This window comes from Edaphobacter lichenicola, assembly GCF_014201315.1.
GTDB classification, from domain to species: Bacteria; Acidobacteriota; Terriglobia; order Terriglobales; family Acidobacteriaceae; genus Edaphobacter; species Edaphobacter lichenicola_B.
Genome location: NZ_JACHDY010000003.1, coordinates 272,207 through 294,412, shown reverse-complemented (window position 1 = coordinate 294,412; position 22,206 = coordinate 272,207). Strand labels below are relative to the sequence as shown.

General features: G+C 55.9%; 14 protein-coding genes and 1 other RNA gene. 10 read left to right on the top strand and 5 right to left on the bottom strand.

Annotation, left to right across the window (positions count from 1 at the left end; all coding sequences use genetic code 11):
* Window positions 1-734: 734 nt before the first annotated feature.
* On the top strand, window positions 735-1,172 hold the full coding sequence (locus HDF09_RS12520; protein ID WP_260181269.1) for a CYCXC family (seleno)protein: 438 nt from the start codon (window positions 735-737) through the stop codon (window positions 1,170-1,172).
* Window positions 1,173-1,357: 185 nt separating this feature from the next.
* Window positions 1,358-1,711, top strand: a transfer-messenger RNA (tmRNA) gene (gene ssrA / locus HDF09_RS12515).
* Window positions 1,712-1,945: 234 nt separating this feature from the next.
* Here ssrA and HDF09_RS12510 read toward each other — a convergent pair.
* The 4 genes from HDF09_RS12510 to HDF09_RS12490 all read right to left on the bottom strand — a co-directional run bounded on the left by HDF09_RS12510 (window position 1,946) and on the right by HDF09_RS12490 (window position 8,724).
* A complete protein-coding gene (locus HDF09_RS12510; protein WP_260181267.1) occupies window positions 1,946-3,214 on the bottom strand; it encodes a TolC family protein in 1,269 nt (422 codons plus the stop codon).
* A gap of 68 nt (window positions 3,215-3,282) precedes the next feature.
* Complete coding sequence (locus HDF09_RS12505; protein WP_260181266.1) at window positions 3,283-6,543, bottom strand: efflux RND transporter permease subunit; 3,261 nt, start codon at window positions 6,541-6,543, stop codon at window positions 3,283-3,285.
* Entirely contained in the window at window positions 6,543-7,691 is a 1,149-nt protein-coding gene (locus HDF09_RS12495) for an efflux RND transporter periplasmic adaptor subunit (RefSeq protein ID WP_221270126.1), read from the bottom strand. Before HDF09_RS12495 ends, HDF09_RS12505 begins: the two co-directional genes overlap by 1 nt.
* Before the next feature lie 403 nt (window positions 7,692-8,094).
* The gene (locus HDF09_RS12490) at window positions 8,095-8,724 is read right to left on the bottom strand and encodes a response regulator (RefSeq protein ID WP_183766724.1); all 630 of its coding nucleotides are present in this window, start codon (window positions 8,722-8,724) and stop codon (window positions 8,095-8,097) included.
* A gap of 264 nt (window positions 8,725-8,988) precedes the next feature.
* Between HDF09_RS12490 and HDF09_RS12485 the strand changes: the two genes are divergently transcribed.
* The 6 genes from HDF09_RS12485 to HDF09_RS12460 all read left to right on the top strand — a co-directional run bounded on the left by HDF09_RS12485 (window position 8,989) and on the right by HDF09_RS12460 (window position 15,583).
* Entirely contained in the window at window positions 8,989-9,387 is a 399-nt protein-coding gene (locus HDF09_RS12485) for a hypothetical protein (RefSeq protein ID WP_221270125.1), read from the top strand.
* Between the two features lie 422 nt (window positions 9,388-9,809).
* Entirely contained in the window at window positions 9,810-10,415 is a 606-nt protein-coding gene (locus HDF09_RS12480; RefSeq protein WP_183766723.1) for an RNA polymerase sigma factor, read from the top strand.
* 125 nt (window positions 10,416-10,540) lie between these two features.
* On the top strand, window positions 10,541-12,031 hold the full coding sequence (locus tag HDF09_RS12475) for a TolC family protein (protein ID WP_183766721.1): 1,491 nt from the start codon (window positions 10,541-10,543) through the stop codon (window positions 12,029-12,031).
* The gene (locus HDF09_RS12470) at window positions 12,031-12,297 is read left to right on the top strand and encodes a YtcA family lipoprotein (protein WP_311719405.1); all 267 of its coding nucleotides are present in this window, start codon (window positions 12,031-12,033) and stop codon (window positions 12,295-12,297) included. Before HDF09_RS12475 ends, HDF09_RS12470 begins: the two co-directional genes overlap by 1 nt.
* A 10-nt stretch (window positions 12,298-12,307) precedes the next feature.
* Window positions 12,308-13,507 (top strand): HlyD family efflux transporter periplasmic adaptor subunit, encoded by a 1,200-nt coding sequence (locus tag HDF09_RS12465; protein WP_183766719.1) that lies wholly within the window; start codon window positions 12,308-12,310, stop codon window positions 13,505-13,507.
* Window positions 13,508-13,678: 171 nt separating this feature from the next.
* Window positions 13,679-15,583: an FUSC family protein gene (locus tag HDF09_RS12460; protein WP_406704613.1), complete on the top strand. Its 1,905-nt coding sequence runs from the start codon at window positions 13,679-13,681 to the stop codon at window positions 15,581-15,583.
* Between the two features lie 60 nt (window positions 15,584-15,643).
* On the opposite strand, the gene HDF09_RS12455 is transcribed toward HDF09_RS12460, so the two are convergent.
* On the bottom strand, window positions 15,644-17,455 hold the full coding sequence (locus HDF09_RS12455; protein WP_260181264.1) for a glycoside hydrolase family 9 protein: 1,812 nt from the start codon (window positions 17,453-17,455) through the stop codon (window positions 15,644-15,646).
* 200 nt (window positions 17,456-17,655) lie between these two features.
* On the opposite strand from HDF09_RS12455, the gene HDF09_RS12450 reads away from it, so the two are divergent.
* Together HDF09_RS12450 and HDF09_RS12445 are read left to right on the top strand one after the other, a co-directional pair.
* On the top strand, window positions 17,656-18,432 hold the full coding sequence (locus tag HDF09_RS12450) for a GntR family transcriptional regulator (protein ID WP_183766715.1): 777 nt from the start codon (window positions 17,656-17,658) through the stop codon (window positions 18,430-18,432).
* 502 nt (window positions 18,433-18,934) lie between these two features.
* A complete protein-coding gene (locus HDF09_RS12445) occupies window positions 18,935-22,183 on the top strand; it encodes a TonB-dependent receptor (protein WP_183766713.1) in 3,249 nt (1,082 codons plus the stop codon).
* Window positions 22,184-22,206: the final 23 nt, after the last annotated feature.

Genomic DNA, 22,206 nt, shown 5'->3' with positions numbered 1-22,206 from the left:
TCTTCCGCCCGTGAGATATCTCAGCCAGCACCATCGAAGCAAGGCTGACACAAGTTGCGTCACTGGCCTCCCGGCACGAGCAAAACACCGTTCGTGCCGCATTTTTTTGTCCCAAAGGACCTTCAACTCACGCCCACGTCGCTCTTGCGCCACCTCTATCCGCGCTTTTTGCCAGACGAGCTTCTCCCCGATCGAAAGAACTATCTGCCACAGCTTGCGGTGTTTGCCGCCACCTGATGTTTTGTCGCCGCGTTCCAATCAGGCCCAAAAGGACAAAATGGCCCTCCTTTCCTGTCAAGCCCCAAGCCGGTGTAACCCTATCCAAAACAATAAGATAGCCGTGGCGCATGAGTTATGGTCGAATCCTTATAATTAACTCTGAAGCAGTTTAGATGGCTTGAGCGGCAAAACACTGCCAAAAACACGTGTGCCCCAACTCTCGATTCTGAGAATAGGCCTCAATGTGGCCGTAAACCATTGCAGTGAAATATTTTAGCCGCAACCCATTTAGATGGAATGCTTTACAGACACACACTGCCTGTAAAGCAAAGAAAATAAACCATTTCCGTCCAAAATACCCCCCCAGGGGGGAGGGGGGTGGGAGCCCTCAAAGAATCAACGAATCCGACTCATTCCCCACAGATCCAACTTGGATGACAGAGAGAAGATGCAGGCAACTGATTCACAAGAGAACAAGAGCAGGAGAACAAGAGAGATTGATCTAGAATATCGACATGAAGCGGATCCTCGGATGCATCGCATTAGGTCTGGCCACCATGGCAGCCTCAGCCCAGTGGTCAAACCCATCGGAAGACGTCCCGGCCTACAACGCATCGGCACCGGCAAAGCCTCTTCCTCCCGTGCTTAGCGGCGATCAGCTGACCGGGCCCTACTTCACGCATCCCTATCAGGTCACCGTCTACAAGATGGCCGCCGCCATCCCCGCAGTTCTGCACCAGCAACCCTGCTACTGCCACTGCGACAAGGTGATGCATCACAACAGCCTCCACAGCTGCTTCGAAGGCACCCACGGGGCCGCCTGTTCCACCTGCATGAAGGAAGCCATCTACGCCTACGAGCAGACGAAAAAAGGCCAGACCCCGGCAAAGATTCGCGCCGGCATCGAGCGCGGCGAGTGGCAGGATGTCGACCTCGTCAACGCAACCATGTAGTCGTAGTCGTCTTGGCTGCTAGCATAAATCTCGGCGAGCATCAGCACCTGATACCACACAAGATCGGTCGCTTCTGATCACGATTGGCGCGGTAATCCTGGCCTTCGCGTGAAGCCAGGCGCAGAGAGTTATAATCGAGCTAGTTCTTTGTAGCGCCCAATGCAATGTTGGTGCCAGCTCCAGATGGGGGCGTCACGGCTTCGACGGGATTGCTTGTGGCAGAGAGGCATGCCGGGGTGTGGACACCCGTAATCGCTCACAAAACTATAAGTGCCGAACCTCAGTTCGCTCTTGCTGCTTAATTAAATAAGTAGCCGATCGCTCAAGCTTCGCCTACGGGCCTGTACCGATCGTCGCACAGTAGGCTGGTCTTCCCTGCTCCGTCTGAGCGGGTCGGACGAGATCAATCAGACTGGTCGTCGTCGCATCTTCGTCCGTTCTAAGCGCCGATGACGAGACAAAAATGATACGGAAAAAGCATGAAAGCTCTCTGTTGGAAGTTTTTTCGGACGTGGGTTCGACTCCCACCGCCTCCACCATCTCCTCTTCGCATTTTGACCCGACGCGCTGTTTTTTGACCCGGCTGCAGATTGAATTCTGCTGTGGTGTTAGCCCTGTTTTTGCAGGGGTTTTCGCAGAATCGTAGTGAAAAATCGTGGTAAGAACGTGGTGTGATTGTGGTGAGATGCGTGGTAAACGTGGTCTTTCGACATCCACTTTTGTGGACCTTCAAAAATACGCCACCTACTTCAACTTTATTTTTGGTTCCCGGCCTATGGGATTACTTCTGTGGCGGTGGCAAAGCTTAGCTGGTGGATTGCCATCCAGGTCTGGGAGTAGGCGTTGAGAGCGTCGGCTGTGACGGAGCGCGATTCGCGCAGGGCGTCCAGATAGTCGATCAGGGCAAGGCCGCCGTGCTGGTAACTGAACTGGGCGATGTCGAGAACGTCCTTCGCTTCGTCGAGGTAGTGGCCGTTGTAGCGATCAGAGAGCACTCTGGCGTTGATGTATCCAGACCATGCCTGATCGACGTCTGCGAAGACCTGATTGCGGGTGGCTAGCTCTGTGAAGCGGCTGGCCTGGGCAACATACTTGCTCGTCTCTTTGTTGCCTTGATTACGGTCAAAGATGCGAATCGGGATGTTAAGTGAAAAACCTGCCGAGTTGTAGGTGCCGCTGCGATCGTATTCTCCTTCGAGGGTTGGATCTGTAGTCCCATTGGCGTAGGCAAGCTTGACGTTGGCATCGGCCACGGCGACACCAAGGTGCGCGGCGTGAAGGTCCGGGCGGGCGGCGAGAGCCTTCTGCTCAAGGCTCTCCATGGTGTCGGAGACCACGGGGGGCACGACATCCCCAATCACGTCGAAGTCTGGACGGAGGCGGTCATAACCGAGGAGTGCCTGGAGTTGAATACTGGCCTGCTGCGCGTTAGTGATGGCGGTTGATTCGTCGGTTTCGAATTGAGCAAGCTGTAGATCGAGCCGTTCGAAGTCGAGCTTGGCGATATCACCGGCCTTATAGCGCTCGCGGCCGATATCGAGTTCATGTCTGAAGTCGGCTAGGTTGTCGTCGGCTATTTTTTTGGCGGCTTTCGCGATGACAAAGCTGGTGAAAGCCTGTCGGACGGAGAGGACCGTCTGTTGCTCCTGAAGATGGTATTGGGCGTCCGTCTGTGCAGTTGTGGAGCGGGCGCTGTCGAGTCGCCAGCGGCGCTTTTCGCCGCGCTCGAAGAGCCTCGAAACCTGCAAGCTATAGGCATATGGATTAGAGGCTCCCTCTGCAGGAAGCGTTACGTTTGATCCAGTAAATCCGAAGTAGGGATTGGCTCTAACTCCAGCCTGAATCTCCTGGGCTTTGACGGAGAGCAGGTTTTGCTGTGAGGAGAGCAGGTTGGGATTTTTCATCCGCGCAATATCCACCGCCTGCTGCATGGTGATGGCGGCGGGAGCAGAGCTGGACGGTTGAGTCTGCGAGAGCGAGACACACGGCACGAGCAGAAGACAGGAGGCAGCGAGGAGGATTCGATGTTTTTTCTTCGTCATGTAGCTCTCCGAACCTCCTTTGGCCTGCGTGGTGATTATGGAAGACTTGCCTGCTCGCTTAGACTGCATTAGTTCTCAAACTCCGTCTCTGGGCTGGGGAGGACATCGTCGGGTCTTGCAATCCAGACGTACAACGTGGGCAGAAGGAAGACGCTGATGCACAGCGCGCCGATGAGACCGCCGACGATGACCATGGCAAAGGGACGCTGCGAGTCCGACCCGATGCCGTGAGAGGTTGCAGCGGGCAGAAGACCAAGCGTGGCAACGAGCATGGTCATCATGATGGGACGCAGGCGGAGTACGGCTCCTTCGATAGCGGACTCTTCAATGGAGTGGCCGCGAACCCGCATCTGATTGATGTACTCGAGCATGATGACGCCGGTCTGAACCGAGACGCCGAAGAGTGCCAGAAAACCGACGCCCGACGAGACGCTGAAGTTGGTATGGGTGAAGAGCAGAGCGAGCAGACCGCCGACCGGGGCCATCGAGACGTTGATGAGGATGAGCCCCGCCCATTTGCCGGAGTGGAACATGGAGTAGAGGATGACGAAGATGAGCAGAATGGTGATCGGGAGGACCAGCATCAGACGACGCGAGGAGCGCTTCTGGCTCTCATATTCGCCGGCCCAGTCCGTCTTATAGCCCGGGGGCAGCTTGACCTGTTCGTTGACCTTGCTGATGGCCTCTTCCACGGTGCTGCCGAGGTCGCGATCACGCACGCTGTATTTGATCGCGACAAAGCGCTGGCCTGCCTCGCGTGAGATAGTCTCAGCGCCATCCTCCATCTTCACCGTGGTCAACTGCGCCAGCGAGACGCGCTCACCGGAGGGAGAGAGCAGACGGATCTTGTCGATCGCATCCTGGGTGTCGCGATACTGCGGAGGATAGCGCACGACGAGGTCGTAGCGCGCTTCGCCCTGCAACACCTGGCTTACCGCGTTTCCGCCCACGGCTGTCTGAATCGCATCTTGAATATCGGCTACGTTGATGCCGTAGCGAGCGGCCGCGGCGCGGTTGACAGAGTAGTTGAGGTTGGGCTGACCGATGACGCGAAAGAGCCCAAGGTCCTGAACGCCCTGGATCTTGCTCATGATGGAGATGATCTGATCGCCCAGCTGTTCGAGGTTCTTAAGATCATCTCCGTATATCTTGACGGCCAGCTCTCCCTTGACGCCGCTGACGGCCTCTTCGACGTTGTCGGAGATGGGCTGAGAGAAGTTCCAGATGACGCCGGGGATCTTGTCCAGCTCGCGGTCCATGGCACCGATCAACTCGTCCTTGTTCTGATGGAAGGGGTGGCGCCAGTCGGCTTTGGGTTTGAGGTCGACAAAGTATTCGGTGTTGAAGAAGCCGGTGACATCGGTGCCGTCGTCGGGGCGACCTGTCTGGCTGACAACCTTGGTGACCTCGGGAAACGAAGAGAGGACGATGCGAGCCTGATTCATGATGCGCAGGCTTTCGGTGGGACCGGTGCTGGGAGCAAGAGTGCCGCGAACCCAGATGGCGCCCTCGTCGAGGTGGGGTAAGAACTCGGAGCCGATGACGCCGCTCAGGCCGAGGAACAGAGTGAGGAGGAGAGCAAAACCCGCTCCACCCAACGTGACCCAACGGTGTTCGATGGCCCAGCGCGCGGCGTGGCGGTAGCGGTCGGTGAGCCACGCCATGACGGGATTCTGCCACTCCGATGCGCCCTTGGGGAACAGGAGACTCGAGAGGACAGGCGCGATGATGATGGAGAAGATGAGAGCGCCGAGAAGAGCGAAGGCTACTGTCCAGGCCATGGGGCGGAAGAGTCTGCCCTCGACGGCCTGCAGCGTGAAGATGGGCAGGTACGCAGTGATGATGATGCCAATGGCGTAGAAGACCGGGCGCTGTACTTCGTGAGCTGCCTCGCGGATCTGCTCAGCGGGCGAGAGAGAGTCTTTGCGCTGATGGCTAAGGTGGCGGACGATGTTCTCCACCATCACGACCGCGCCGTCGACGACCATGCCGAAGTCGAGTGCGCCGAGAGAGAGCAGGTTAGCGGGGATGTGGCGGAGGTCGAGACAGATGGAGGCAAACAGCAGAGCGAACGGAATCGTCAGCGAGACGATGAGAGCGCCGCGAACGTTGCCTAGAAAGAGGAAGAGAATGATGATGACAAGGATGATGCCTTCGGTGAGGTTATGCAGCACCGTGTGGGTGGTGTAGTGGAGAAGGTCGCTGCGGTCCAGGAAGGGTATCAGTTTTACACCCGGTGGAAGGATGCGGGTGTTAAGTTCGTCGACCTTCTTGTGAATTCCTGCCAGGGCAAACTGGGAGTCGTCACCTTTTTGCAGCGCTACGATTCCTTCGACGACGTCGGGATCGTCGATGATCTTGCCGTCTTCGCGGTTGATCGCATGGTCGCTCTGCGCTTTGTCGGCGTGGTCGTTCTGCGCTTTGCCGGCGTGGTCGATACATGGATCGCTGGCGCTGGAAGAGTTAGGCGGTTCTGGCGCCGGCGTGCCGGAGAATCGGCATGATTTGCCGATCTGACCGAGACGGATCTTTGGACCTTGAGCAACGGTCGCGATGTCTTTGACGCGGAGGGGAGTCCCGGATTGCGTCTTGAGGACAGTCTCCTCGATGTCGTGGGTGTTTCTGTAGAGGCCAACCTCGCGGACGTTGATCTGCTGCTGGCCTTGTTCGATGAAGCTGCCGCCGGCGTTGGTATTGTTGGCGGCGAGTTGCTGCTCAACCTGTCCGATGCTGAGGCCGTATGCAACGAGCTTGTCGGGGTCGACGCGGACCTGGTACTCGCGCGTCATGCCGCCGAAGCTGGAGACGTCGACTACGCCGGGTACCGATTTGAGCTGCTTCTCGATGGTCCAGTCCTGAAGCGACTTCAGGTCCATGTTGTCGTAGAGAGGATTGGTGCTACGCAGGGTGTACCAATAGATTTGTCCGACGGGACTCCAGTCGGTGCCTATTTGCGGCTGAAGGCCAGGGGGGAGTGTGACCTGAGAGAGCCGCTCGAGCACCTTTTCACGATTCCAGTCATTGACGGATTCGTCGTCGAAGATGAGGGTGAGGCTGGAGATGCCGGCGAGCGAGGTTGACCGCAGATGGGTCATATGGGGGATGCCGGCCATCTGGATTTCGAGCGGGATGGTGACCTGTTGTTCGATCTCTTCGGCGGCGCGCCCCGGCCACTGAGTGATGACCTGAACATAATTGTTGGCTACGTCGGGATAGGCCTCCACCGGCAGGTTGTGAAAGGAGACGATGCCCCAGCCAAATAGCAGAATGGCGAGACCGAGAACCAGCCAACGGTTATTCAGTGCAAAGTCGACGAGACCTCGAATCATTACTGATCCGCCGTGTTCTGCAGCGCGAGGGCGTTGGTGACGACCTGCTGGCCCGCGTTAAGGCCGGAGACGATCTCCTGCATATTGCCCGGCAGCGACCCGCCGCCACGTACCAGCACCCGGCGGAACTTACCGTCCCCAGCGGGGGTGTAGACCCAGTCGCGGTCATGCAGATGGAGCACTGCTGTCGCAGGGACCTGCACGTGAGTCTGCAGGGTCTTGCCGTGGATGGAGGCGGTGGCAAACATGCCGACGCGCATCAACGTGTTGGGATTTTCCACCTGAATGCGAATCTTCGCCGTGCGAATCTGCGGATCGAGAACAGCTCCGATGTCGCTGACTACGCCGGTGAGGACGCGGTCAGGGTAGGCGGTGAGGCGGATGTCTGCCTTCTGACCGAGACGCACCGTGGGGAGATCATTCTCGTAGACGTCGCAGATGATCCATACATGCGACAGGTCTGCAATGGTGAAGGCATTGGCGGAGCCGGCGTAGGTGACTCCGGCTGCCGCGGCGTTGGTGACATTTTGGGCGATGATGAAGCCGGAGGAGGGAGCGTAGACCTTGACCGTTGCGGCGGGGTGGTTCTTGTCGACGCCAAGGACACGAAGCTGCTCTTCGGAGGCGGAGAGGGCGGCCTTCGCGTCTTCTTCGGCGTTCTGGGCAATCTCAACCTGACTATTTGGAATGGCGCCTTTGTCGTTGAGGATCTTCGCCCGGTCGAGCTGAACCTTCGCAAGACGTTCGTCGTTCACGGCCTTCAGGTAAGAGCCAAAAGCGCCAGAGACGTCGGTGCTCTGAACATCCATCAGGAGCTGGCCTTTTTTTACATAGTCGCCAATGCGGGCGTGCACCTCGACGACACGGCCGGATGCTATAGAGATAACCGGAATAGTGCGAGAGATGTCGGGATTTACCGTGCCAGTGACCTGGATAGTGGAGGTGGCAGCGTAGTCGGTCGCCGCAGTCAGCGTGAACTGATCGGGATGATCAACATGAATCAGATTTGGGTCGGCATCGGGTTGTACGACGGCGGCCGGTGGTGCTTCGCTTTTGGGGTCAGACGGCTTTGCGCTGCAACCTGCCAGGAGACAGGCGCCGAAGCAGAACAGCAGAGGGGCAGGGTGCCTGAAACTGATTGAACTCATCGCGTAAACTCGTTATCCCCCATAGGATCAAGCGTTGATTCTTCTATTTTAGAGATCATCCGATACACGCGATCTGAGCGACGCTTGAATCAGCCGTAAAAGCGCATCTCTCTGGAACAACATGACACCCTCGTCATGTCTAATATGAAGTCTACCGTTTGGTTGCTATTCCCGCGTCAATTTTTTGACTGCAGTTGGCCCGGTTTCGGTAGCTGCCTTGGAGGATAAGGCAAATCGAATGTGATAGAAAGACGCTCGATCCATGAGAACGATGGGGGACGCTGGTTGAAATTTGCGCGGGTCGACCCGTCGCGCACACCACTGCTATATCAGCCAGAACAACTCTCTAGATTCGTGATCAAGACACCCATTCCTACCGTGTCTACCGGCTTCCGAACCGAGATCAGATGTCGAGAAAGCCGCGCTTGAGAGCGATCATCACCGCGTGCGTCCGGTCACTTGCGTCCAGCTTGGCAAGAATGTTTTTGAGGTGTCCCTTGACCGTGTGCTCGGAGATGGAAAGCCGCGATGCAATCACTTTGTTGGAACTTCCCTTGGCGACATCGCGCAGCACCTCGATCTCTCGCGTGGTGAGGATCTCGTCGCCGGCGTGCTCTGCCAGCTCCTGGGCTATCTCGGGCGGGATCCGTCTCATGCCCGCATGAGCGAGCCGTATGGTGTCGATCAGCTCGGTACGCAACATACTCTTCAGCAGATAACCGACTGCTCCAGCCTTGAAGGCACGAAGAGCCTGAATATCGCCTCCGTAGGTGGTCAGGACGACGATGCGGGCGTTAGGAAACTCCTTACGAATGGTTGAGATTGCGTCGATACCATTCGTCTTGGGCATCCGTATGTCCATCAGGGTTACATCCGGGCGATGCAGTCGAAACGATGCAATCGCCTCTTCGCCATCCGCAGCTTCGGCTACGACGGACATATCGGACTGCGCGTTGATAGCGCCCGAGATTCCGGTGCGGAGAAGGGGATGATCGTCGACCGTCAGGACTCTGATGGTACGTATCTCACTCATTGCGATCCTTCTGGCCCGATCGGATCGTCCGCAGAACAGCACAGATGCAGAGCTCCCGGGGCATCGCCGATTTCATTCGGTGGTGGACGTCACTCATTCTATCTCCGCTTATGAGTTGTAGTCATATCAAACTTCAAATCGGTCTCACTAAAATTCTCCGCAACCTGCGAGGACAGAACCCGACGAGCAAAAGGAAGTCACCCCCCCAAAAGTATTACTCTTTCTACCCTCTCTTCGGGTTTGCCTGTCTTCCGCGGACCGGCTATGCTCACCACCGTGCAGAGACTCTTTTCGATGTTCCCGACGGGAGCGGCGGGCGTTGCTTTGATTCTTCTGCGTGTCTCTGTGGCTGCAACGCTTTTCACACAAGTAATGCCCCAGGGAAACCCAGCCGCTCACATTTGGGTGTCCACCGGCGTGGGTTTGCTTGGTGTCTCAATCTGTCTTGGGCTATTCACTCCCGTGTCTTCCATCGCATGCTGCCTGATTGGTGTAGCGATGCTGCTCGACATGAAGGAACTCGCCTTCATTCCTCTCATCTCATCCATTCTGGTTGCTGCTTCTCTCGGGCTGTTAGGGCCAGGAGCCTATTCCCTGGATGCGCGCATGTTCGGAAGACGGCTGGTGGTTTCGTCCTCCGACAAAACCACGAGCGGCGACTAAACCAATAGTTGGGTAGCAGACAGACACAGTCTTCATAACGAGCAGAGTATCCCCCTGGGGGAAATCCTTCTCCCCCTCGAAAGAGTGTCCCAAGAGACGCACGATTTAGTCTACCGAGCCTTTGGTTTCCGCCTTAGCTTAGAGAAGTCTTGAGCAGCCATTTCGCGAAGGTGCAAGCCTCAAAGAAGCCAATCTCCTTCGCGAATCGAAATCAATTGATTGCGGTGATCTCTTGATACCAAGTGCCGCGCACGTTACTTGATACCCCTGAATCTTAGAAACAATTCGAACATGCCTTGAGCAACTTCTTTCAATATCTGAATTCAGAGCATAGCCAGTCTTGTATTTGCCAGTCTTCTATTTGATACGGAGTTTGATCTCAATTTTCAACCAAATGGAATCCATTCCAGAAAGGCCCTCCAATGGACTCATACTTTTCAACAGGCACCATCAGCGTGCAAGCTATCCTCGAGACCTCGAATGATGAGATGCTGGTCGCCGCGGCGAAGACCGGCGAGCATCTGGCCTTCTCCGAGCTCTGGAGTCGCCACTCAAAGAAAACCTTCAGCACGATGTATCGGATCACAAGAAATCGCCAGGACGCAGAAGACGCACTTCAAGACGCTTTCCTGAAGGCTTTTGTTCACCTGAAGAACTTCGACGGCAGGTCGAGCTTTTCCACGTGGCTGACGCGAATTGCCATCAACTCTGCGTTGATGATCTTGCGCCGAAAGCGCGCGCATCCGGAGATCTCGATGGACGGAGGAGCGGAGGGCGAGTCGTGGCAGCATTGGGAGGTGGCGGATCGACGGATCAATACGGAAGAGCACTATGCGAGATCTGAGAGAGAGCACCATCTAAAGCGCGCCATCCATCGGCTGAGACCAGCGCTTCGCACCATCGTGGAAATTCAGCAAGTACACGATTCTTCCATCAAAGAGATCGCAGAGATCGCGGGAATCTCCGTAGCCGCCACAAAATCACGATTACTGCGAGCCAGAACTGTGCTGCGCCGGTCGCTGGGATGAGTCGTTGAATGGGTCCTCCCCCGGTCGGCGTCCTGGTCGGCGTCTCGCGCAGTCTCTTCCTCTTATCCTGATTGGAATTACAATCTCTCTGTCGGGAACGAACTGGTAGACTTGACCATTCTCAGATGAAAGACACGACACACCTTCTTTCTAAATCTGTTCTCAGGCTGGCGTTTTTGTTTTCGTTGATGTGTCCCTGGACACCACAAAGAGGGCTGACGCAGTGTGCGGGAACGGCATCGACACCACGGTCTGCAGCGGAGTGTGCCGCTCATGCCATTCCGTCCGGAAAAGTTGCGACCCTCGATCCTAACCGGGTCTACACGCTTGCCGAGTTGATCGATATTGCAGAACGGAATAACCCGCGCACCCGAATCGTGTGGGAGCAAGCCAAGCAGAAGGCGGAACAGCTCGGCATCGAGAAGAGCGCCTACTACCCGGTGCTGGCTGGCCTTGCAGTATTCGCGGACCAACGAACGATCTCCCCGTTTCCGGAGTCGCTGTTACCGCGCGGATATTCGACGGTTGAGATTCCCCTGGTCCAGCCCGAGATCACGTTGCAGTATCTGCTCTTCGACTTCGGCAAACGAGAGGCCACGGTCGACGGCGCGAAAGCCGAAAAACTAGCCGCCGGCGCCAACTTCATTCAGGCGAATCAGGAGGTCGCTTATCAGGTTGCCAGCGAATACTACAAGCTGCTCACCGCTCAGGAGCGGCTGCAGGCAGCGCAGGAGACGCTTAAGACCGCGCAGACCACACAGGATGCTGCCGAAGATCAGTTGGCAAATGGGCGCTCCACCTTGCCGGACGTGCTCAACGCCCGCGCCGAGACCTCGCAGGCTGTGTTTGATCTGGAGTCTGCGGACGGCGATGAAAAGATCTCGCGAGTAACGCTTACCGAAGCAATAGGCGTCGAACCCTCTCCGGACATCACCATCGATGCGCAGAAAGATGCCTCGCTGCCCGAATCGCTTACCCTTTCCATCGACGAACTTATCGATCGAGCCTTGTCGGATCGTCCAGACCTGATGGCTCAAGCTGCGGAGATTCGCGCGGCTGACGATCGGGTGAGGGCCGCCAAGGCGGAGTATCGTCCAAAGATCGTTCTATCGGGATCTGCCGCGCAGACCGCAGTGTGGCCGACGGCGGACGATGGTGAGCTTGGCCATGCAAACGTATCTACCTGGTCGGCGGAGTTGGGAGTCGAGTGGCGGATCTTCGACGGCGGAGCTCGCAAAAACGGAGTGGCTATTGCCGAATCAAAGAGACGCGAGGCACAGGACGTACTGACGGCGAAACACGATCAGGCAACGCGCGAAGTCTGGACGGCATTTATCGCGTTTCGTACTGCGCTGAGAAAGGAGCAGGCAGCACTCGCCCTGCTCAACTCCGCAGGCACCTCCTACTCCGCTTCGCTCGAAGCTTATCAATATGGGGTGAAGAATTTGATCGATGTCGTCACTGCCGAAAGACAGTTGGCACAGGCTCGACTCTCCGGTGTCTCGGCACGCTCTCAGTTGCTTCTGGAAGCAGTCGATCTCGAGTTTGTAACCGGAAACCTGCTGAGAACCAAGCCAGCCGCAACGAAAATACATACACAGGATGGCCAGAAGTGATGACCATGAGAAGAAAGCCCCCAGCCTGCCTCTTCGCTCTATGCCTGCTATGCTCTGGCTGCGATCACGCGCCTTCCATTGACATTATCGGTTCCTTTTTTCCGGTCTGGATGCTCTGTCTGTCCATCGCGGTAGTCCTCGCGTTCGTCGTACGTCACTTCCTGGTTCGATTCAAGTTGGACTCTGAGGTTGGGCCGGTCGCGCTCTTTTACCCCAGTGTCGTCGTACTGCTCACAAGCCTGCTTTGGCTGATTTTTTTCCGGTAGGGGAGGACAAATGGAACAGACACCCGAAGCTCTCAACCGCAAGCAGATTGGCCGCAGAATCGCTATCGGTGTTGTTGCGTCCGCAATTGTCGCTCTGGTAGTTGTCATCCTGCAAACCGATCTCCATCCACGAACTGACGATGCCAGCGTGAGAGCGAACTACATCGAGATCGCTCCAGAAGTAAGCGGCAGATTGGTCGAACTGCCGGTAAAAGACAACGCGTTCGTGAAGAAAGGCGACCTCCTGTTTTTTATCGATCCTCGTCCCTATGAGTACGCCTTACAGCAGGCGTTATCCGATCAGGAGGCACTTGAGCAGCAGATCATCGATGCGAAACGAAGAATCGCCGCCCAGAGCAGTGCCGCCGATGCTGCCCTTGCGAGTGTCCACAGCTCCAGAACCGGTGTCAAAACTGCAGGCAGCAGCATCGATGTGGCAAAGGCCACCGTCTCCCGGGCTCAAGCGACGGTCGCGGCTACGGAGGCTCAGTTGAAGCTGGCTACCAATGACCTGCATCGCATCGAACCCCTGCTGAAAAAACAATATGTAACCGTGGAGCAGATCGATCAGGCCAATACCGCGGTACGCGTAGCACAAGGAAACTACGACGAAGCACAGGCTGCGCTCGAACAGTCACAAGCTCAGCTCGCCCAATCGATCCTGCGTCAACAAGAAGCGGACTCCGCGGCGGCCGAGTCCCAGGCGAAGCTGGGTCAGGCCATCCATACTATCGACACGGTTGACACGCTGATGTCCGAGCGACCGGGAAGGGCATCCAAGGTCGACAGTGCAAGACTCGATCTTGAGCGCTGCCGCGTTGTCGCTCCCTTCAATGCCTATGTCACTAACATGAATATCTCTGTGGGCGAGTACGCGCGTCCCGGCACCCCTCTGTTCACGCTAATAGACACCCGGACCTGGTGGGTTGTCGCAAACTATCGTGAGGCGAAGGTGAAGAACATTGGCATCGGATCGCATGTGGATGTTTATCTGATGGGGCATCCTGACCGACGATTCAATGGCGTTGTCGAGAGCATCGGATATGGCGTCTTTCCAGAAGATGGAAGCGTAACCGGCGGACTACCCAACATCGAGCGCACCTTGAACTGGGTTCATCTCTCCACCCGGTTCCCTGTTCGCGTTCGGGTGAAGGATCCCGATCCGGATCTGTTTCGCATCGGCGCTACCGCAGTGACGGTTGTGAGATAGCAGATGGTGGAGACATCTTTCTTCGGGACAATCTCGTCTCTAGGGCGAAAGTTCTGGGAGGATTTACAGCCCACGCCTGGGCGGCTCAACAGCTCTCTCCGTATCGTACTTGCGAGCATAATCACTCTGATCCTCACGCAGGTCTGGCAGATGCCGTCGATTTACATCGGCATGTATTTCATCTTCCTCGTCGGTCGCGACAGTCCCACAATTTCTTTTCGGACCGGTCTGATTTCGTTGCTCACCGTTACCCTTGCGATTGCAGTTGAGCTCGGGGTTGTCATTCTTAGTGACAACGATCCGATGGCCCGCGTACTGAGCGTCGCAATCGTTACTTTCATTGCGGGAGTGCTCGTTGCCTCTACCAACTTTCCGACTCTCGGATCGACCTGGGGGCTAATCTTCTGTACTGTGATCGGGAATTGGGAGAAGCATGCGCCTGCGGACAGATTGGTCAAAAGCTCGCTCTGGCTGATTGCGACGCTTGCAGTCGCGATTGGCTCTGCCGTTCTGGTGGAGTACCTCTTCGGTGATCGCGACCCCGCGAAGAAGTTAGAAGCACAGCGCAAAATCCGATACCAGGCGCTGGAGAAGATGTTCACTGTATACGCTCAAGGTGGTACGCCAGAGGAGCGATCCACAGCAGCGATTCCTGTCTCTCGCCTCGCATTAGCCGGTTCAACTGGAATGCTGGAGCTATACAACAAAATCGCGGAACGAGATCTCGATGCCGGGACCCTTCCTCCGGGAACACGCTTGCGCGTCACGATGATCGCTCAGATCATGGATGTCTCCGCCGCTTTCGGCCTGCAAAATACTAAGGAAGATAGTCCGGAGCTAAGACGGCGCTGCGGAACTATCGCGGAACAGTGCCGCGAATTGATCCCCGTTTTCATTCCACAGGTCGAAAAGCGTCTGCGATTCATGCCCGAGAACAGTGTGACGTTGCTGGATCGAGTCGAAGCACTCCTTCATACTCTTCTGACAATGCCTTCCGACTCCGCCGAAATGGGCAACAAAGAGTTGGTTGCGATGCCCGTAACAAAAGCGCCATTTTTTATTCCAGGAGCGGTCGGCAGAAGCGACACGATCGCATTTGGGCTGAAGATCAGCCTCTGCGCAACAGTCTGTTATATCGTCTATAACGCCGTGGATTGGCCCGGAATCTCGACTGCAGTGATTACCGTTATGGTCACTGGCCTGAGCAGCAGCGGCGCAATAAAACAAAGACTCCTCTTCCGTCTCCTGGGTTCGATCGTTGGCGGTCTCCTCCTTGGTCTTGGAGCGATCTCTCTTGTCTTTCCACATATGGATTCGATCACCTCGCTGGTCATACTCATTGGATTCGTCGCATTTATCGCAGCCTGGACCGCCGCTGGACCAAGGTTCAACTATGTAGGCTTACAGATGGCGTTTTCGTTTTACGTTGTGGCGTTTGAAGATTTTAGTGCTCCCACCGAACTCGCACCCGCGCGTGACCGTCTTATGGGCATTCTCCTCGCACTTCTGGTCATGTGGTTTGTCTTCGATCAGATCTGGCCAGTGCGCACGGTCACTGTCATGCGTCGGAGCCTTGCAGGCGTTCTCAAGACCATTGCGAGTTTCCTCCGTCTCATCGAACCTGGTCCCGATCGCAAAGATCTGTTTCAACAAGCCGATGCCCTGCGCGATCAGGTCGGCAAGACAGTCGTAGCGCTTCGATCCATGAACGACGCGGTAGATTACGAATTCGGTGTAGACCGGGAACTCCATGTTCGCTCAAGCGAGATGATTCTACGAACCTCTCTCACTGCAGGAACGCTCTTTTGGAATCAGTTCGCGGTTCTCTACAGTGAAGAAGACAAAGATTTTCTCACTGAACCTGACCTCATCGAAATGCGCCGAAGACTAGCGGAGTCTATTGATGAGCTAGCCGTAGGGGTTGTGAAAAAGACGGTCCCCGTAATGGTTCCCGCGACTACTCTCCTACCGCCAGCGATGCTGAATGATCCTCGCTACGGGGAATATTCTCATAATACGATCGCACGGTTCGAAGAACTTCAAGCGTTCGCGCTAAGGCTAAGCCACGAAGTCTAAAGTTCCTGAAACTCCTTAGCTTCACGATGAGAGGAGATCAGGCATCGACGGCGAACGGGATCAAGAGTGTGGAAGGCTGACGGCATATAAATACCAGGCAGCATGCGGAAGCCATTGCTCGGTCCAACGCCAGTCTTCGTCCTTGCCCGTCACCGCATATCCCTCGTTGAAAGCGATGCCGTCTTCATCGTCGGCAGCCGCAGTAATACCGTTGAGGATCGAACCCGGAGCGCTGGTGTACCTATAAGAATGGAAGAACATATACGGCGCGTTCCCATGACCGCTTCCCATCAACATGCTGGCGTCAAACGGATTTCGCCCGAGTATCCAGTGCAACTGGTTCCACGCATACTCCTGGAGTTGTGATTGGAAACCTGGGTCCTCAGCAAAGAGCGGAGCTGCCATGCGCGCAGCGGCTGCCAGCGAGGCCAGACGAGCATCTTCGCCCTGCCACCATGGCGCTGCCTCCGTGTCATGAGGAAAGAAGAATGCAGTGCGGACCCGACCGTCTCCCATCCGCACTAACTGTCTGGCGTATCCAAACGGGTTGTTCACCTCCGAAGTTGCAGAGAGCTCGAAACGGAGCGACCGTTCCACCGCATCGCGGACACGCCGCTGTGAGGCAGGCGTCGCAATCTGCGCGTATTCGAGCAAGCTGACCACCGGCAGACCTGCGTCGGATGGATGGAAGTAAGGCCGCGAGCCATCATCGGCTCGCCAGAAATTACGACGACCCTCAGCTGTCGCAAGTCGCTCCATCAGATGCAATGCTCGCCTATCCGCTACCAGTCGATAGGCCTCCTGTTTAGTTGCGCGATATAGCTCAGTAGCCGCCATCAACGCGCAATAGTCGTCCAGGATATTCTCCTTCCCGTCATTCAGCAACTCGCTATTGTGCGCATCGAGAAATTGAAACGCCTCCTCTGCCGCGCGAAGATATTCAGTGCGAGGCAGATCTCCATCGACCGGCATGGTACTGGCAAACGCCAAAGCGGCGATGGCCATGCCTCCTCCTGCACGAAAGCTCGCCTCGTAAGCATGCGGTCCTTCGGCAGTCTGTATGCGCTCGGTCGAGTCCGAAGCACTCTTCTTGATCTGCGTTCGCCAGTTGGGGTTGCCGATGACACGATCCTGCGGCAGCTTATCCTTTCCTGGAGCGTTGATGCTCTCGAAGAAAGAACCGCCCGGCCGTTTCATTCGCACCAGAAAATCCGCGCCAAAGAGTCCCTCATCCAGCATTCGATGCAAGTACTCGCTGAAGTTATCGTCATGGCGCGTTTCGAGAATCCGATAGCTCTTCAACAGACTCCAGGCCACCAGCGGCACCTGCTGAGGGTTGAAGTAGGAGGTAGGATTTTGATGTGAAAGGTGGATTCCATAGTCGCCGGTCGCGTCGTACCAGCCGCCATGAACATCCACAAAACCTGGCTGGCCCGAGGGTAGTGGAAGATGACGATCAGCCCGATCCATCAAGCCGCTCGCACGTTGTCCTTTGAAGTAGTAGACAACATTTGAGAGCGTACTACGTTCGAGAAGATCGTGATCGATATCGAACGAACAGGAACGCACTTCGCCGGCGGCCGACTGAATCTGAACAGCGTAGTGACCAACGACCCGCCACGAAGAAAAATCTGCCGTCCAGAAGACGCGGCCGCCCCACGAATCAACCTGGCCATTGGGAACCAGGCTTCCAGTCAACACAGCCTTGCCGCTTACCGTATCGACCAGCGAAAACCTCTCTGGATGATCCCGCCCGGTCCCGACCACGATTGCGCTTTTGGGCGCCCGCGTCTCATAGCCAACCTGGTCGACCACAACGTTTAGCTGTCCCATCGCCGTCAGAGGGAACAACCCGACAAAGCAACCGGACAAAAAGCCTATCCATGAATGGCTAATCTTCGAATGTTTAATCTTCCTTCTCCTCGAAACTATGGGACAAAATTCAAGCGCCCAGCGAGTTGCGATCCGCAATCTCAGATTTCTCTTTACTTTCAACCTGTCTGGACGACTATACTCATCGACTAATCTCTAAACCAGAAAAAAACGCAAAAAAAAGCAGGCCAGAAGACATCGTGGAAAAAACCGAGGCCCAATTCTCGTCGCACCCACTGCCGTTAGATAAAGACGGGTTCATCCCCTTGTACTACCAGATTCAACAGGCTTTGATCGAAAAGATTCAAGCAGGCGAGCTGCTGGTTGGCGATTGCCTCCCCTCGGAGTACGAGCTGGCGCGTTCGTACCAGGTAAGCCGAATGACGGCGCGGCAGGCTCTGCACAACCTGAAGAGCCGAGGCTACGCACTCAGTCAAAAAGGACGAGGCACCTACGTCACCCGGCCCAAGCTGGAGAAGAACATCATGCACCTCAGGGGGTTCACCGAGGACATGAAGCGGCGTGGGATGATGCCAAGTTCAAGACTCCTCGAGCAAAACATCCTGCTCGCAACAGGAGCTCTCCCGGAACAGCTTCGAGTGGAAGAGGGTTCGGCGATCCTGCAACTCCGCCGTCTGCGCATCGCGGATGGAACTCCAATGGCGCTTGAAGATTCACATATCCCCTTGCAGCACTACCCCGGACTCGAACGAACCGATTTCTCGTCCGAGTCGCTTTACAAGGTGCTTCGCGACAAGTACGGCGTTCGCGCTGCCTGGGCAGATGAAGTTCTTGAGGCCTCGCCGGCAACCAGGGAAGAGTCGGAGCTGCTGTCCATCCCGAAGAACGCGATTATGCTGTCGATCTCCCGAGTCATCATGACGACGGCAGAGATACCAATTGAAGTAGCGTGTTCTCGTTATTGCGGTAACCGTTACCGCGCCTCCATCCGTGTCCCGACAACCACGATCGAGTAACCGGGCCTGCGAATGGAATTAGTTTCGAATCTGCCATTTACCGAAGCCGTTACGAAACACCGGGTCTAGTTTTCTGCCATTTGGGTCAAGAATCTTCTAGGAATCTTCGAAATATAGGCGAAACATTCCACCCGCATGGAGCTCATTTCAGCGAATTCCAAACCTCTCTCAAAATTTCTCTTGCACTTCAGTACAGTTGTCTATACGATCTGTCATCCGTACATTTCAATTTTTGAACAAATTTCGTTTTTTTGATTCACAGATCAAAAACAACACTTTCTGCTTTCTCACGAAATGCAAGTGGCAGCCTTCACAAGAGACCAAAACCTGACGAACGCGGCCATTTCGAAGTAGGACCATTTACACAATCTGAACCCCTTAAGTCCTGCCCCAAGGAATACATACGATCTTTAGTGACAAGCATGATGGGCCAGAACAAGCCGACCGCGAAACCTCGCATAGGCACAAGCAACTCACTCGGAAATTACTTTGGAGGAACGCAATGCACAAAGGACTCAAGTTCAGCTTCCGTTGTCTTTCAGCGTTAGCGCTGGTCATCGTGACCTGTCTACCAGCTTTCACGCAGACCATTACCGGTTCCATTACTGGCACCGTGACCGATCCAACCGGAGCCGTCGTGGCGGGTGCTAAGGTAACCGCTACCAACGTCCTGACGGGCGTAGCCACTCCGACCGTGACCAATCCAAGCGGCATCTACTCGCTCCATTTTTTGCAGATCGGACAATACAAGATCAGCGTAGAGTCCACCAGCTTCTCTCCTCAAAGCACGACTGTCTTTTCGCTTGAGGTCGATCAGGAAGCTAGGGTAAACGTAGCCTTGAAGGTCGGCGGAACCAACAGCAACGTCGTCGTCACGGACACCGCCCCCATCCTGAACACCGAGAACGCAACTACCGGCGACACCATCACAGCAGCTGCAGCGACAGAGCTGCCTCTGCAGGGCCGCAACTTTTCTTCGCTCACACTGCTGGTAGCAGGAGCTATCTCACCCAATCCGCAGGCTCTCGATAACGTCGGACGAGGACAATACAACGGTGGATTCTTCGTCAATGGCAATCGTGAGCAGGGCAACAACTACACGCTAGACGGCGCCGATATCAACGAAGCAATCGACAACTACATCGGCTACAGCCCCAACGTCGACGCGCTCGGCGAGGTTCGTATCATCACAGGCAACTCGACCGCTGAGTACGGCAACGCAAACGGTGGCCAGGTGGTCATGGTCACCAAGAGCGGAACGAATCAGTTTCACGGCAACGCCTTCTTCTTCGGTGAGAACCAGAACCTGAATGCATCCCCATGGAACGCAGGATCACGGCCTCCGATCAATCGTGCAATCTTTGGTGGAACCCTCGGCGGTCCAGTCATCAAAGATAAGCTTTTCTTCTTCGTCGACTTTCAGGGCGCACGCCAGCATAGCGACACGGTCGAGCAGCGTACGGTCGTCACCGCCGCGGACCGCGCTCGCACCGACATCACCAATCCGGCAGCGATTTACCTCTTCGCACATCCCGAGATCTACCCGCTGCCGAACAAGACTCCAGCAGCAAGTTCGTCTGTGAACTATGTTGGCTCTTCCGGTCAAGCCACGGTAAACGATCAAGGGGACGCAAAGATCGACTGGCGCGCAACGAATAGCGACACTCTCTCCGGCCGCTTCTCAATCGGACGGGAACACGATGGCTTCTCCAAAGTCGCTCTGCCCACGGATATCCCCACCAATAACAACGATCCCTACACTGGCTTCATCGTGAACTGGACCCATGTCTTCTCTCCTAGCATCGTCAACGAAGCTCGTGCGGGTTACGGCCGGACACGTTATATCCAAACACCTACCGATGTCTCTGGAAATTGGGGAGTCACCGGCAACTCGAAGCTCGGCATACCAGGAACCCAGCTCGTCCCTGGTTTCAGCACTCTTGTAATCGGGAACGGGCCAAACTCCGGCACTGTCGATGACATCGGTGCACCATCAACCCAGGACGGGAATGGCGCCTATGGCGGTATCGACAGCGACAGCATCGTGAATGCCTACACGTACGGCGACAACCTTACCTGGCAGCATGGTAAGCAAACGATAAAGTTCGGTGTGCAGGTTCTGCGCTACCAGGAGAATCGCTACTACTCCGGCAACGACGGCACGCTCGGATTCTTCAACTTCAACAGTTCCGTCGACGACTTTCTGCATGACAGCGTTACAAACGAGGGCCAGGGCGCTCTAACCGGCCGCTGGGGTCAGCGCCAATATCGCGACGCTGCCTTCGTGCAGGACGACTACAAGCTCAGCTCCAACCTCACTGTCAACCTCGGTCTCCGCTGGGAGTATGACCAGCCCTATACCGAAGTCAACAACAAGCAGGCAAACATCAACCTAACAACTGGTGCGATCACGAATGCTGGCGTCAATGGCGCACCCCGCGCCCTCTACAACGCATACTGGGCAGGGTTCATGCCCAGGCTCGGCTTCGCCTGGTCGCCAGAGGCGCTCCACGAAAAATTCGTTCTTCGAGGTGGATACGGCATCACGAACTTCCTAGAAGGAACAGGAGCAAATCTTCGCTTGACTCTCAATCCACCCTTCTTCGTCGACGCGTCGTGCACGGTCGGTCTTCCTTGCGCCAATGGCGGTCAATTGGCAATCACCCAAGGCTTCTATAGGCCAGCTAATCCCTCTGTCTACGCCGGCAACGTTCGCGCATGGCAGAAGAATCTAAAACCAGCTCTCATCCAGCAGTTCAACCTCACCTCGGAGTATCAGCTCGACAGCTTTACTTCGCTCACAGTTGCCTACCTCGGACAGAACGGAAACCATCTGGTGGATCCGCGCGAAGGCAACCAGCGCGCCTGCCTTACTTGCGCTCTACCCATTACGACTCTGTCCCTTCTGAATCCGGCACTCAGCCAGATCACAAACATCAGCTTCACAGAGTCTGAAGCTGTGATGAACTACAACTCACTTCAAGTAACCGGACGTCGTCGCCTCAGCCACGGCCTCGAGTTCCTCGCCAACTGGACCTACAGCAAGGGCCTGAGCAACAACCTTGGCTACTACGGTGCTAGTGGCGGCGCGGGCGACTCACAGAGTGCCTACTGGCAGGATGCATACAGCGGACGCGCCGACTATGGTCCGGAGTTCTTCGATGCCCGCCACAACATCTCTGTCTCCGGGTACTACGAGCTGCCCTTCGGTCGCGGACGCCAGTTCGCCAGCAACATTAACCGCTTAGCCGACGAAGCTATCGGAGGCTGGAAGTTCAGCACGGTTATGAGCTTCCACACCGGCTTCCCGATCACGGTAAGCTCGAACGCCCTGTATTCCACCTCAGTCAACGCAAGAGCAGCTCGTGCCAATCACCTTCGCTCTATGAAGGTAGTTGGAAGAACCTCACATAACTGGTTCGGAACGGATCCTTCTGCGCAGCCCTGCGCCAACGACACCGACAATGGAGTCTGCGCGTACAGTGCACAGAGTGCATTCAGCTTCGGCAGCGCCGCCGTTGGATCGGAACGCGCCCCGAGTTACCAGCAGGTTGACCTGTCTCTCTCGAAGGACTTCGCAATCACTGAAGGAAGCCACCTCGAGTTCCGCAGCGACTTCCTGAACGCCTTCAACATGGTCAGTCTCTCTCCGCCGAGCAACAACGCCACCCCAGGCAATTCGTTCGGACAAATCACAACCGCAGTCAACGAACCCCGTAACATCCAACTCGCACTGAAGTTCGTCTTCTAACGTCGAGGTGGCGATTTCATAAA